Annotated in this window: 15 protein-coding genes; 2 read left to right on the forward strand and 13 right to left on the reverse strand. The window is 66.7% G+C overall.

From position 1 onward, the window contains the following. Positions 1–92: 92 nt before the first annotated feature. The 6 genes from ACUWEX_RS09560 to infC all read right to left on the reverse strand — a co-directional run bounded on the left by ACUWEX_RS09560 (position 93) and on the right by infC (position 4,382). Complete coding sequence (locus ACUWEX_RS09560; protein WP_445996088.1) at positions 93–998, reverse strand: transporter substrate-binding domain-containing protein; 906 nt, start codon at positions 996–998, stop codon at positions 93–95. A 59-nt stretch (positions 999–1,057) separates the two neighbouring features. Further along, on the reverse strand, positions 1,058–1,891 hold the full coding sequence (locus tag ACUWEX_RS09565; protein WP_079728439.1) for an amino acid ABC transporter ATP-binding protein: 834 nt from the start codon (positions 1,889–1,891) through the stop codon (positions 1,058–1,060). A gap of 319 nt (positions 1,892–2,210) precedes the next feature. Next, positions 2,211–3,011, reverse strand: coding sequence for a TrmH family RNA methyltransferase (locus ACUWEX_RS09570; protein ID WP_445996089.1), 801 nt, complete (start codon positions 3,009–3,011; stop codon positions 2,211–2,213). Positions 3,012–3,133: 122 nt separating this feature from the next. Beyond that, positions 3,134–3,520, reverse strand: coding sequence for a 50S ribosomal protein L20 (rplT, locus tag ACUWEX_RS09575; RefSeq protein WP_077052856.1), 387 nt, complete (start codon positions 3,518–3,520; stop codon positions 3,134–3,136). A 45-nt stretch (positions 3,521–3,565) separates the two neighbouring features. Continuing rightward, positions 3,566–3,760, reverse strand: a complete 195-nt coding sequence (gene rpmI / locus ACUWEX_RS09580) for a 50S ribosomal protein L35 (protein WP_077052855.1) — start codon at positions 3,758–3,760, stop codon at positions 3,566–3,568. Then, positions 3,753–4,382 carry a translation initiation factor IF-3 gene (infC, locus tag ACUWEX_RS09585; protein ID WP_234991185.1) on the reverse strand — a complete coding sequence of 210 codons (630 nt, stop codon included), beginning with the start codon at positions 4,380–4,382 and terminating at the stop codon, positions 3,753–3,755. Before infC ends, rpmI begins: the two co-directional genes overlap by 8 nt. Positions 4,383–4,648: 266 nt before the next feature. Between infC and ACUWEX_RS09590 the strand changes: the two genes are divergently transcribed. Next, complete coding sequence (locus ACUWEX_RS09590) at positions 4,649–5,047, forward strand: DUF1844 domain-containing protein (RefSeq protein WP_445996090.1); 399 nt, start codon at positions 4,649–4,651, stop codon at positions 5,045–5,047. Between the two features lie 194 nt (positions 5,048–5,241). Here the strand turns inward: ACUWEX_RS09590 and ACUWEX_RS09595 are convergent, their stop codons facing one another. From ACUWEX_RS09595 to ACUWEX_RS09620, 6 genes are all read right to left on the reverse strand, one after another. Beyond that, positions 5,242–6,081 carry an SseB family protein gene (locus tag ACUWEX_RS09595; RefSeq protein WP_445996091.1) on the reverse strand — a complete coding sequence of 280 codons (840 nt, stop codon included), beginning with the start codon at positions 6,079–6,081 and terminating at the stop codon, positions 5,242–5,244. Then, positions 6,065–6,811 carry a bifunctional 1-(5-phosphoribosyl)-5-((5-phosphoribosylamino)methylideneamino)imidazole-4-carboxamide isomerase/phosphoribosylanthranilate isomerase PriA gene (priA, locus tag ACUWEX_RS09600; RefSeq protein WP_445996092.1) on the reverse strand — a complete coding sequence of 249 codons (747 nt, stop codon included), beginning with the start codon at positions 6,809–6,811 and terminating at the stop codon, positions 6,065–6,067. Before priA ends, ACUWEX_RS09595 begins: the two co-directional genes overlap by 17 nt. A gap of 54 nt (positions 6,812–6,865) precedes the next feature. Then, positions 6,866–7,513 (reverse strand): imidazole glycerol phosphate synthase subunit HisH, encoded by a 648-nt coding sequence (hisH, locus tag ACUWEX_RS09605; protein WP_445996093.1) that lies wholly within the window; start codon positions 7,511–7,513, stop codon positions 6,866–6,868. Then, entirely contained in the window at positions 7,510–8,118 is a 609-nt protein-coding gene (hisB, locus tag ACUWEX_RS09610; RefSeq protein ID WP_079728433.1) for an imidazoleglycerol-phosphate dehydratase HisB, read from the reverse strand. The genes hisH and hisB overlap by 4 nt, the downstream gene beginning before the upstream one ends. Beyond that, positions 8,115–9,197, reverse strand: coding sequence for a histidinol-phosphate transaminase (locus ACUWEX_RS09615; RefSeq protein ID WP_445996094.1), 1,083 nt, complete (start codon positions 9,195–9,197; stop codon positions 8,115–8,117). The genes hisB and ACUWEX_RS09615 overlap by 4 nt, the downstream gene beginning before the upstream one ends. Before the next feature lie 113 nt (positions 9,198–9,310). After that, entirely contained in the window at positions 9,311–9,703 is a 393-nt protein-coding gene (locus ACUWEX_RS09620; RefSeq protein WP_143785472.1) for a LysM peptidoglycan-binding domain-containing protein, read from the reverse strand. A gap of 257 nt (positions 9,704–9,960) precedes the next feature. Between ACUWEX_RS09620 and lexA the strand changes: the two genes are divergently transcribed. Continuing rightward, the gene (gene lexA, locus ACUWEX_RS09625) at positions 9,961–10,653 is read left to right on the forward strand and encodes a transcriptional repressor LexA (RefSeq protein ID WP_077052847.1); all 693 of its coding nucleotides are present in this window, start codon (positions 9,961–9,963) and stop codon (positions 10,651–10,653) included. 111 nt (positions 10,654–10,764) lie between these two features. Here the strand turns inward: lexA and hflX are convergent, their stop codons facing one another. Next, positions 10,765–12,330 (reverse strand): GTPase HflX, encoded by a 1,566-nt coding sequence (gene hflX, locus ACUWEX_RS09630; RefSeq protein WP_079728431.1) that lies wholly within the window; start codon positions 12,328–12,330, stop codon positions 10,765–10,767. Positions 12,331–12,370: the final 40 nt, after the last annotated feature.

Below are 12,370 nucleotides of genomic sequence, written 5' to 3' on the forward strand. Positions count from 1 at the left end.
TTCTGGCCGCACGGGGGCGCGCGGGCGGTGGGGTGGTGTCGGGGCCGGCTGACCGGCCCCGACACGCTACGACCGGGGGTCGCGGATGCTGCTTAGTACGCTTCGACCTCGGGCTGGTCGACCTTCGTGCCACTCTCGCCGAGCGTGGCGTCGTAGATCTTGGTCCAGGTCTCGCCGCCGTCGGTGAACATGGTGTTGATGAACTCGCGCAGGGCGGTGTCGTCCTTGGCGATGCCGACGCCGTACTTCTCGGTGGAGAAAGGCTCACCGACGACCTTGAGGGCGTCGGGGTCCTGGGCGGCATAGCCGATGAGGATGGCCTGGTCGGTCGTGACGGCGTCGACCTGTCCGTCCTTCAGCGCGTCGACGCACTGCGAGTACGTGTCGAACTCGGTGGTCTTCGTGTCGGGGAAGTTGTCCTTGATGTTCTGGATGGGCGTGGAACCCGTCGCGGAGCACACGGTCTTGCCAGCGAGGTCGTCTTCGCTCTTGATGTCGGAGTTGTCGGCCTCGACGAGGAGGCCCTGGCCGGTCACGAAGTAGGGTCCGGCGAAGCCGACCTGGTCCTTGCGCTTGTCGGTGATCGAGTAGGTGCCCACGTAGTAGTCGACGTCGCCGTTGACGATGGCCGACTCGCGGTTGGCCGACGGGATGGCCTTGTAGTCGATCTTGTCGGCCGAGAAGCCGAGGGATGCTGCGATCCAGCGCGCGATCTCGATGTCGAAGCCGCTGCGCTCGCCCGTGCCGGCGTCGAGGAAGCCGAGGCCGGGCTGATCTTCCTTCACGCCGATGATGACCTTGTCGGCCTCTTTCATCTTGTCGAAGGTGGGGCTGCCCTCGAGCGTGACGTCGGACGCCACCTCGAAGAGCGAGCTGTCGGTCTCGGTGTCGCCCGAACCGGCGGGCGCGGTCGAGATGGCGGTGGATCCGCCGCATCCGGTCAGTGCCAGGGCCGCGGTGGCGAACCCGGCCGTGAGGAGAGTGAGCTTCTTGCGCATTGCTGTTCCTTTCAAGGGAGGACGGCGACGGTGCGTCGCCTCTCGGGGTGCACCGGTGATCAGTGCGTCAAGAGTTTGGAGAGGAAGTCCTTGGCCCGCGTGCTCTTCGGGTGGTCGAAGAACTCCTCGGGGGTGGTGTCTTCGACGATCTCGCCGTCGGCCATGAAGACCACGCGGTCGGCGGCCTTGCGGGCGAAGCCCATCTCGTGCGTGACGACGATCATGGTCATGCCCTCGGCAGCCAGCTGCGTCATCACGTCGAGCACCTCGGTGATCATCTCGGGGTCGAGCGCAGACGTCGGCTCGTCGAAGAGCATGACCTTGGGCTTCATGGCGAGGGCGCGGGCGATGGCGACGCGCTGCTGCTGTCCGCCCGAGAGCTGCGCGGGCAGCTTCGCCGACTGTTGCTCGATGCCGACGCGCTCGAGCAGCACCTTGGCGGCCTTCTCGGCATCCGCCTTCTTCTGCCGTCGCACCTTCATGGGGCCGAGCGTCACGTTCTCGAGGATGGTCTTGTGCGCGAAGAGGTTGAACGACTGGAACACCATGCCGACATCCGCCCGCAACGCTGCGAGCTTCTTGCCCTCGGAGGGGAGCTTGGTGCCGTCGATGCGGATCTCGCCCGAGGAGATGGTCTCGAGGCGGTTGATCGTGCGGCAGAGCGTGGACTTGCCCGACCCGGACGGGCCGATGACCACGACGACCTCACCCTTGTTGACGGTCAGGTTAATGTTCTTCAGCGCGTGGAAGTCGCCGTAGTGCTTTTCGACGTTCTCGACGACCACCAGGGGTTCACCGCGGCCGGCCACGATCGGATTGCTCGTCGTTTCGTAGCGGCTGATCGGCGTCGATCCTGTGGAGGCGCTCGGGTTCGTCTCATCTGTGGGAGCCATGAGGCCACGCTAGATGACACCGTGTTTCAGGCGCGTGTCAGAATTCGGTCGTTACCGATTCGTGACCCAAGCAGGGGGCACCGAAACGGGGGTGTGCCGCGCGAACAGGGCGCTGCAGCCGCTCCAGTCCCCCACGGATGCCGCGACAGAACTTCTCGGACATCGGTGCGCTGCCCGCGCGTCGACCGTGTGTCGCGAGCACCTCGCCCGCGCCTCACACGTGTCTCGCCCGTCCTCACAGGCGCCTCGCCCGCGCCCAGCGCGCGCCTGGGCCGCGCTCACACGTGCCTCGCCCGCGCCTAGCGCGCGCCTCGGCCGGTCAGGCGCGCTGGGCGAAGGCGCTCTCGTAGAGGCAGACGCTCGCGGCCGTGGCCAGGTTCATCGACTCAGCGGCCCCGTAGATGGGCACCGAGGCGACGCGGTCGACGAGGGTCAGCTGGTCGTCTTCCAGCCCGTGCGCTTCGTTGCCGAACACCCACGCCGTGGGCCCCGAGAGGTCGCCGTCGGCGCGCACGTCGAGCAGGCTCTCGCCCTTCACGTCGGCCGCGATGGTCTTGAGGCCGGCGGCGTGCGCGCGCACGAGCGCGGCTTCGAGCTCGGCGCCCACCGCGATGGGCAGGTGGAAGAGCGATCCCGTCGTGGAGCGCACGACCTTCGGGTTGTACAGGTCCACCGTGCGACCGGTGAGGATCACGGCGTCGGCGCCCGCGGCATCCGCTGCCCGGATGATGGTGCCCAGGTTGCCGGGGTCGCGCACCTCTTCGAGGATGACGACGAGCTTCGGGTCGCCCGCGAAGATGTCCTTGATCGACGTGGGGAACTGGTGCGCCACGGCGATGAAGCCCTGGGGTGTGACCGTGTCGGCCATCTGGTCGAGCACGTCTTCGGTGACGAACTCGACATCGACGCCCGCATCGACGGCCGTCTGGGCGACGTCGGTGTAACGCTCGAGCGCCGTGGGCGTGGCGTAGAGCTCGACAAGCAGCTGGGGGCGGAAGGTCAGCGCCTCGGCGACGGCCTGCGGCCCCTCGAGCAGGAACAGGCCCGTCTCTTGCCGGGCGGCACGCTTGGCGAGCTTCGCGACGGAACGAACACGGGGAGATCTCGGATTATCCAGCACGTGTCGAGTCTACCGAGGGGGCGCAAGCGGGCGCGGGAGCGGCCTGTCGCGGCCGGGCTCATCGTTAACGACGAGAGGGACGCAACCCTCTCGGGTGCGTCCCTCTCGTGCAGAAGAAATGCCTAGGCGGCGGTCTTCGGGGCCGACGTGTCGGCGGGAAGGGCCTGCTTGGCGCTCTCGACCAGCGCGGCGAACGTGGCGGGCTCGTTCACGGCGAGCTCGGCCAGGATGCGGCGGTCGACCTGGATGCCGGCGAGGCCGAGACCCTGGATGAGGCGGTTGTAGGTGAGGCCGTTCTGACGCGACGCGGCGTTGATTCTCTGGATCCACAGGCGACGGAAGTCACCCTTCTTGGCGCGACGGTCGCGGTACGAGTAGACCAGGGAGTGCGTGACCTGCTCTTTGGCCTTGCGGTACAGGCGCGAACGCTGTCCGCGGTAACCCGAGGCGCGCTCCAGGATGACGCGACGCTTCTTGTGGGCGTTGACGGCCCTCTTTACTCTTGCCATTTCTCTATCTTCCTAACGGGGTGTTCGGTTCAGGACGCGTGGCGTCTAGTGGCCGAGAAGCTTCTTGATGTTCTTGTGGTCAGCCTTGGAAACGATCTGATCCTGGTTCAGGCGGCGCGTGCGACGGCTCGACTTGAGCTCGAGGTTGTGGCGCATGCCCGACTGCTGCTTCTTGATCTTGCCGCTACCGGTGAGCTTGAAACGCTTCTTCGCACCCGAGTGCGTCTTCTGCTTAGGCATTGTTTTCCTCCTGCTTCGCTGCCTTGGTGGCAGCTCGTTGTGCGTTGGCTTCAGCCTTCGCTTCCGACTTGTTCTTCAACGGGCCAATAACCATGACCATGTTGCGTCCGTCGATGGTGGGGGTCGACTCGATCGTGCCGAACTCCGAAACATCTTCGGCAAACTTCTGAAGCAAGCGCACACCCTGGTCGGGTCGGGACTGCTCGCGGCCACGGAAAAGGATCATTGCCTTCACCTTGTCGCCGGCCTGCAGGAAGCCCTCGGCGCGCTTGCGCTTCGTTTCGTAATCGTGGGTGTCGATCTTGAGGCGGAAACGAACCTCTTTGAGGATCGTGTTGGCCTGGTTGCGCCGGGCCTCTTTGGCCTTCTGCGCAGCCTCGTACTTGAACTTGCCGTAATCCATGATCTTCGCCACGGGGGGCTTGGAATTGGGGGCAACTTCAACCAGGTCGAGGTCAGCTTCTTGAGCCAGCCGAAGGGCGACCTCGATCTTGACAACGCCGACCTGCTCGCCGCCGGGACCCACGAGACGAACCTCGGGAACTCGGATGCGGTCATTTGTACGGGGATCGCTGATGCGTAACTCCTCTGATGAAAAACGAACGGCTACTGAGCCAGACACGTATCTGATTCAGGCGAGAGAGAAGTTGAACCGCATCGAGGGGCGATCGGATGATGCGACACCTCTGCCGATCATCGTTTACCCATCGAGCCACACCCTGACTACCGTGCCCGAGCGGATGATCGAACCTCACGATTCGTTCTTCTGCATCGGCCTCGGCGGAGCGTTACAACCCGGTAACCTAGTGAAGCGGTCAAGCGCGGGTGGGAAAATTTCCTCTTTCGTACCGAAGATGAACTTCGGAGCCGACAGAAGTCTAGCAGAGGATGAGTGTGGAGAACAGCAACGACGGCAACGTCGACCAGGGCGAGAGCTACCAGGGCCAGAGCTACGAAGAGGCGAGCAACCAGGCCGTCCGGGACATCGCCGACGTGGGCGCCGTCGAGGTCATCACCACCACGGCCGTCCACCTCATGAGCGCCGCGGCCGTCAAGGTCGGCCTCGCCGACGACCCCGACACCCAGACCGACCTCGATGAGGCGCGCAAACTCATCAACGCCCTCGCCGGTCTCATCACCGCCGGTGCCCCCGAGATCAGCGACATGCACGCGCGCAGCCTGCGCGACGGCCTGCGGTCGTTGCAGTTGGCATTCCGCGAGGCATCCGCGATTCCCGACGCCATCGGGCAGGGTCCGGGCGAGAAGTACACCGGCCCCGTCAACTAGGCCAGGGCCCGATCGCGGGCTGATGCTCACGCCGAGGCCGCGCGCTTCGGCATCAGCAACAGCGCTTGTCGACGATCAGCGCTCGTCGACCGTCAGTGCTCGTTGAGAGTCAGTGCTCGTTGAGAGTCAGTGCTCGTTGAGCGTCAGCGCTTGTTGAGAGTCAGTGCTCGTTGAGCGTCAGCGCTCGTCATGCGTCAGTGCGCGTCGAGCGGGGTGGACGAGAGCGTGACGGCCAAGGAGTCGACGCGCGTGGCGATGACATCGTCGGCCGCCCAGCGCTGGGCGAGCCGCGCAAGGACCGCGTCGAGCTCGGGGCGCGTCAGGCCGGCCAGGAGCTCGAGGGTAACGACGACCTCCGGGCCCGCAAGTCGGGCGTCGGGGTCGCCCGCACGCAGATGCACGTCGGTGACCGCGAGCTCGGACGCGACGCTCTGGCGGAACGACTGGAGCACATCGGGATCGGTGAAGCTCGGCATCCACTCGAGCGATTGCGCGATGGCCCAGACGGCCGGGCGACGGATCGCGAACTCGGTGTCGCTGACGGGGTCGAGGACCACCAGATCGGTGTGCTCGCTCGCCGCCGCCAACGCCACACGAACGCCGTCGGCCGGCACCGGGCGCGACGTCGGGTTCCAGCGGGACATCGCGGCGACCGACGAGAAGACCGGCATGACCGTGCGCCCGTCGGGGCCCTGGACCGTGACGATCGAGAGCTCCTGCGTCTTGTCGACCTTCAGGCCCGCCTCGGTTTCGCCCTCCTCGCCCGCGTGGGCGACGAGCGGGATCAGCAGGCGCGACGAGCGGAAGGCGTCGACGACCTCGACCTCGGTGACCTCGCGCGCACGATAACGGCGCAAGGCCTCGGCGAGATGTTCGGGAGCCGAGCCGTCGTCGGACGAGTGGTCGTTCGACTGGAAGCTGCGGCCCTTCCAGGGCTGGCCGGCCGAGTCGGTCAGGTGGTTCGACGCAGCATCGGCCGCACCGTGGTGGTGCGAGGCCGCGTGGGCGTCGTGAGGATCAGTCGGTTGCGACATCCAACGCCTCTGCCAGCGTGAACGCGCCGGCGTAGAGAGCCTTGCCCACGATGGCACCCTCGAGGCCGAGCGGCACGAGATCGCGCAGCGCCTGGATGTCGTCGAGGCTCGAGATGCCGCCCGACGCGATGACCGGGCGGTTCGTGCGCTCCATGACCTGCGTGAGCAGCTCGACGTTGGGGCCCTGCAGCGTGCCGTCCTTCGTGACATCGGTCAGCACGTAGCGCGCACAGCCCGCGTCTTCGAGTCGTTCGAGCACGGTCCACAGGTCGCCGCCGTCGCGGGTCCAGCCGCGAGCCGCGAGGGTCGTGCCGCGCACGTCGAGGCCCACGGCGATCGCTTCGCCGTACTGGCCGATGACATTGGCGGCCCATTCGGGGTTCTCGAGGGCGGCCGTGCCCAGGTTGATGCGCTTGGCACCCGTGGCCAGCGCGGCTTCGAGGGATGCGTCATCCCGAATGCCGCCCGACAGCTCCACGTTCACGCCGCGCACCTGCTTAATGACCTTGCGGATGACGGACGCGTTGTTGCCGCGACCGAAAGCCGCATCGAGGTCGACGAGGTGAATCCATTCGGCGCCCTGGTTGGCCCAGTCGGCCGCCGCATCGACGGGATCGCCGTAATTCGTCTCGCTGCCGGCCTCGCCCTGCGTCAGACGAACGGCCTTGCCGTCGGCGACGTCGACGGCCGGAAGCAACACCAGATCGGGCGTCTCGTTGAACTCGCTCATTGTTTCCCTTGCTCGGAAGTGACGGCGCGGCGTCTCGCGCACAAGCACCTGATACTAGTTGTCCTTCAGCCCGTCGATCCAATTGCGCAGCAGCCGGATGCCGGCCTCCCCCGACTTCTCGGGGTGGAACTGCGTGGCGCTCAACGGGCCGTTCTCGACCGCCGCGACGAACCGCTCGCCGTGGTTTGACCACGTGACGGCGGGCTCGGGGAACGGGGGCTGCACCTCGAGAGTCCAGTCGCGCGCGGCGTAGGAGTGGACGAAGTAGAAACGCTCGTCGTCGAGACCCGCGAACAGGCGGGAGTGGCTGGGCGCCTCGACAGTATTCCAGCCCATGTGGGGCAGCACGGGCGCGTTGAGCTTGGCAACATCGCCCGGCCATTCGCCGAGACCCTCGCGGTCGACGCCGTGCTCGAGGCCGCGATCGAACATGACCTGCATGCCGACGCAGATGCCGAGCACCGGCCGGCCGCCCGCCAGGCGGCGATCGATGACTTCGCCCCCGCGGGAGGCCTCGAGCGAATTCATGACGGCGGCGAAGGCACCGACGCCCGGAACGAGGAGACCATCGGCCTCGAGCGCGCGCTGACGGTTGCCCGTCAATTCGACATCCGCCCCCGCTCGCTCGAGAGCCTTGACGGCCGAGTGCACGTTGCCACTGCCGTAGTCGAGGACGACGACGCGAGGCCTGTCGGCGCTCACAGCACACCCTTGGTGGAGGGGATGCCGGAGACGAGCGGGTCGAGCGCCTTGGCTTCACGGAAGGCGCGCGCGAAGGCCTTGAACTCGGCCTCGGCGATGTGGTGGGGATCGCGGCCACCGAGAACCGTGACGTGCACGGTGAGGCCCGCATTGAACGTGATGGCCTCGAAGACGTGGCGCACCATGGAGCCCGTGAAGTGGCCGCCGATGAGGTGGAGCTCGAAGCCCGCGGGCTCCCCCGTGTGCACGAGGTAGGGGCGGCCCGAGATGTCGACGACGGCCTGCACGAGCGCCTCGTCGAGGGGCACGAGGGCGTCACCGAAGCGGGAGATGCCGGCCTTATCGCCGAGCGCCTCACGGATGGCGAGGCCGAGCGCGATGCCGATGTCTTCGACCGTGTGGTGCACGTCGATGTGGGTGTCGCCCGTGGCCGTGACCGTGAGGTCGGTGAGCGAGTGCTTGGCGAAGGCCGTGAGCAGGTGGTCGTAGAACGGCACACTGGTGTTAATCGTCGACTGACCCGTGCCGTCGAGGTCCAGGTGCAACTCGATCGAGGACTCGCTGGTGGTGCGGCTGATGCGGGCGGTGCGGTGTGTGTCGCTCATGCGTTCGAGTTTAGTGCGGCCATGGCGTCGAGGAAGGCCGTGGTCTCGGCCGTGGTGCCCGCCGACACGCGCAGAGAATTCGGGATGCCGACATCCCTGATCAGCACGCCTCGATCGAGCAGCGCGCGGAAGGTGGCCTGCGGGTCGTCGACACCCCCGAACAGGACGAAGTTGCTGCCCGTGCGGAACGGGTCATAGCCCAAGTCGCGCAACCCGTCGACGATGCGATCGCGCTGCCCGATGATCTCGTCGACCATGCGCAGCATCTCGCCGCTGTGGCGGAGAGCGGCGACGGCGGCAGCCTGCGTGAGCGCCGACAGGTGGTACGGCAGGCGGACCAGGCGGAGGGCGTCGATCACCGCGGGGTCGGCGGCGAGATAACCGACGCGAACGCCGGCGAACGCGAAGGCCTTACTCATGGTGCGCGAGATAAGGAGTCGCGGGCGGCCGGGGAGAAGGGAGAGCGCACTCTCCTCCCCCGTGGTCGAGAATTCGGCGTAGGCCTCGTCGACGACGACGATGCCGGTGCTGGCTGCGTAGACGGCTTCGATGGTCTCGAGCGAGAGCGGCGTGCCCGTCGGGTTGTTGGGTGAGCACAGGAAGACGATGTCGGGCTGTTCGCGCCGGATCGCCGCCACGGCGGTCTCGGGGGTGAGCTCGTAGCGCTCGTCGCGCTCGGCGCCGATCCATCGCGTTCCCGTGCCCGAGGCGAGGATCGAGTACATGGAATAGGTGGGAACGTAGCCCAGAAGCGAACGGCCGGGGCCACCGAATGCTTGCAGGATGTGCTGCAGCACCTCGTTGGACCCATTGGCGGCCCAGAGGTTCTCCGGTGACAGGTCGTAACCGAGGTAGGCGGCGAGAGACGTGCGCAGCTCGGTGAACTCGCGGTCGGGGTAGCGGTTGACGCCCAGGATCGCGGCAGCCAGCGACGCGACGATGTCGGTGGCCACGCCCTCGGGAATCGGATGCGTGTTCTCGTTGACGTTCAGGGCCACGGGCACGGCGAGCTGCGGTGCGCCATAGGGGGTCTTACCGCGCAGGTCGTCGCGGACGGGCAGATCGTCGAGAGAAGTCACCTGGCTATTTTAGGTGACGCCTTCCCGGGTTACGGCGTCAGGCCGTGCCGGGTCGGGCGGTACTGCACCGAGCTGTGCTGCATCGAGCCGTGCCGCTTCGAGCTGTGCCGCCTCTAGCTGTACTGCGTGGGAATGGCGATGCGCTGGCCGGGGACGACGCTTGCCGTCTCGAGCCCGTTCAGGCGCATGATGTCGGCGATCACGTCACGCGGGTCGGCGGTGGGCGCGACGGTCTCGGCGAGGTGCCAGAGGGTCTCGCCCGAGGCGATGGTCTCGTAGTCGAACGACGTGTGGCCAGTCGACGAGTTCGCGACGGCACCTCCCGCGTTCATGCCGACGGCGACGGCTCCGATGACCAGGGGCGCAGCCACAAGCGCACTGAGCACGAGGCGGCCGCGGCGGGTGATCTTGAGCCGGGGCGCCGTGGGTGCGACGCGCGGCGAGACCTGGGCGCCGAATTCGGTGATACCGAAGGCGGTGGGGCGCTGAGCGGTTGCGGTGTACATGGTGTCCTCCTGGGGTCACGGGGTCGTGTCCGTTACGAGAGCGTTCCCGACCCTCGGCCGGGAGGGCCGGGAACGAATCTCTGTTCCGAATATATCTTCGAATGTTCGAACATTCAACCTTTGATTCGAACTTTTAGGTTTCAAATTCGGCGACACACTCGAACAGATGTTTGTTCAGCCGCCCTGATATGGATACAGTTTCGACTGATGGTTGTTACTCAACCAGGGACCACTGACATTGGTGCGACAGGAGCGAGATGACCCTCAACAAGCCGAGTGCCGACCCCGGCGAGAAGGGCGGAACGCGCCGCCGCAAGAGCCTCAGCGAGAAGCAGATCGCCATCCTCGAGGTCATCCAGAGGTCGGTCAGCCAGCGGGGTTATCCGCCGAGCATGCGCGAGATCGGCGACGCCGTCGGGCTCGCCTCGCTGTCGAGCGTGACCCACCAGCTCAACCAGCTCGAGCTCAGCGGTTACCTGCGTCGCGACCCGAACCGCCCTCGTGCGCTCGAGATTCTCATCGACCTGCCCACGTCGTCGCCGTCGGTGGACTTCGAGAATGCGACGCCCGTCGGCGACGCGGCCATGGTGCCCCTCGTCGGTCGCATCGCGGCCGGCGTGCCCATCACCGCCGACCAGCAGGTCGAAGAGGTGTTCCCTCTCCCCCGCCAGCTCGTCGGCAAGGGCGACCTGTTCATGCTCAAGGTGCAGGGCGAATCCATGATCGACGCCGCCATCTGCGACGGTGACTGGGTGGTCGTGCGCCAGCAGCAGACCGCGGAGAACGGCGACATCGTCGCCGCCATGCTCGATGGCGAGGCGACCGTCAAGGTCTTCCGCCAGCGCGACGGTCACACGTGGCTGCTCCCCCGCAACTCCAACTTCGAGCCGATCCTCGGCGACCAGGCCGACGTGCTCGGCAAGATCGTCGCCGTGTTGCGGGCCGTCTAGCGGCCGAGCCGTCTCGGCCCTCCGACACGCGAAAGCCCCCTCGATGCGTCGAGGGGGCTTTCGCGTTGTCGTGCCAGGCTGTGCCGGGCTGCGCCGGGATGTGCGACGACTCTACTGCGGAGCCGTCTGCTGGCGGGCGACCGTGAACTCGCCGAGCTGGGCGGCAAGCTCCTCGGACACATGCGCGTGCACACGCGTGCCCTCTTCTTCATAGCGGGTGTCGAGCACCTGACCGCGCTCGTGCAGCGCCGCGACGAGTTCGCCGCGATCGTAGGGCAGCACGACCTCGAGGTCGACCGCCGGGCGCGGCAGCAGATCGGAGATACGCGACAGGATCTCCTCGATGCCCTCGCCCGTGCGTGCGGACGCGAAGATCGCGTTGGGCTCGATGCCGCGCAGGACGAGCCTGTCGTCATCCGAGATCAGGTCGCTCTTGTTGAAGACGATCAACTCGGTGATATCGCGGGCACCGACCTCGCCGATGACATCCCGAACCGTGGCGATCTGGCTGCCAGGGTCGGGGTGCGACGCGTCGACGACGTGGACGATGACATCCGAATCGGCGACCTCTTCGAGCGTGGAGCGGAACGCCTCGACCAGCTGGTGTGGCAAGTTGCGCACGAAACCGACAGTGTCGGCGAGCGTGTACAGCCGGCCGTCTTCGGTCTCGGCGCGACGCACCGTCGAGTCGAGCGTGGCGAACAGCGCGTTCTCGACGAGCACACCGGCGCGCGTGATGCGGTTGAGCAGGCTCGACTTGCCGGCATTGGTGTATCCGGCGATGGCAACCGACGGCACCGCATTGCGGCGACGGTTGGCACGCTTGGCCTCACGGGCCGGCTTCATGGCGATGATCTGCTTGCGCAGCTTCGACATGCGGGTGTGGATGCGGCGACGGTCGAGTTCGATCTTCGTCTCACCGGGGCCACGCGAACCCATACCGGCACCCGCGCCACCGACCTGGCCACCGGCCTGTCGGCTCATCGAGTCACCCCAACCGCGCAGTCGCGGCAGGAGGTATTCGAGCTGGGCGAGCTCGACCTGGGCCTTGCCCTCGCGGCTCTTGGCGTGTTGGCTGAAGATGTCGAGGATGACGGCCGTGCGGTCGATGACCTTGACCTTCACCACGTCTTCGAGGGCACGCCGCTGGCTGGGGGCGAGCTCGGTGTCAGCGATGACCGTGTCGGCACCCAGCGCCTGCACGATTCCGCGCAGCTCTTCGGCCTTACCGCTGCCGAGGTAGGTGCTCGGGTCGGGGTGCGGACGGCGCTGCAGGAGGCCGTCGAGCACGAGCGCGCCAGCCGTCTCGGCCAGTGCGGCGAGTTCACGCATGGAGTTCTCAGCGTCGCTCAGCGTGCCCTGGGAGTAGACGCCGATGAGGACGACGTTCTCGAGGCGCAGCTGACGGTATTCGACTTCGGTGACGTCTTCGAGCTCGGTGGAGAGACCCGCGACGCGTCGAAGCGCCTGCCGGTCGGAGCGGTCGAACTGGTCGCCGTCGTGGTTGACGCCGTTCGGGTCGGTGTGGCGAGCCGTGGACTCGTCTTGGAGAGCTGCCGCACGGTTGGCACCGAAGAGCGTGAAGCCCGCCGATGTGCTGGCGGCACTGTTGAGGACCCGCGCTACGACGTCATCGTTGCGCGCCTCGTCTTCGGGGAGCGTGCGGGGTTCATTCATCCGGTTAACCTTACTTCCTCTTCCTCTTGTAGGTTGCCTG

Source organism: Okibacterium fritillariae, from assembly GCF_052783725.1.

Coding starts and splice junctions, on each gene's coding strand:
- lexA (WP_077052847.1), top strand. CDS start 9,961: ATGACCCTCAACAAGCCGAGTGCCGACCCCGGCGAGAAGGGCGGAACG.
- priA (WP_445996092.1), bottom strand. CDS start 6,811: ATGAGCGAGTTCAACGAGACGCCCGATCTGGTGTTGCTTCCGGCCGTC.
- ACUWEX_RS09565 (WP_079728439.1), bottom strand. CDS start 1,891: ATGGCTCCCACAGATGAGACGAACCCGAGCGCCTCCACAGGATCGACG.
- hisB (WP_079728433.1), bottom strand. CDS start 8,118: ATGAGCGACACACACCGCACCGCCCGCATCAGCCGCACCACCAGCGAG.
- rpmI (WP_077052855.1), bottom strand. CDS start 3,760: ATGCCTAAGCAGAAGACGCACTCGGGTGCGAAGAAGCGTTTCAAGCTC.
- ACUWEX_RS09620 (WP_143785472.1), bottom strand. CDS start 9,703: ATGTACACCGCAACCGCTCAGCGCCCCACCGCCTTCGGTATCACCGAA.
- hflX (WP_079728431.1), bottom strand. CDS start 12,330: ATGAATGAACCCCGCACGCTCCCCGAAGACGAGGCGCGCAACGATGAC.
- ACUWEX_RS09595 (WP_445996091.1), bottom strand. CDS start 6,081: ATGTCGCAACCGACTGATCCTCACGACGCCCACGCGGCCTCGCACCAC.
- rplT (WP_077052856.1), bottom strand. CDS start 3,520: ATGGCAAGAGTAAAGAGGGCCGTCAACGCCCACAAGAAGCGTCGCGTC.
- ACUWEX_RS09590 (WP_445996090.1), top strand. CDS start 4,649: ATGAGTGTGGAGAACAGCAACGACGGCAACGTCGACCAGGGCGAGAGC.
- ACUWEX_RS09560 (WP_445996088.1), bottom strand. CDS start 998: ATGCGCAAGAAGCTCACTCTCCTCACGGCCGGGTTCGCCACCGCGGCC.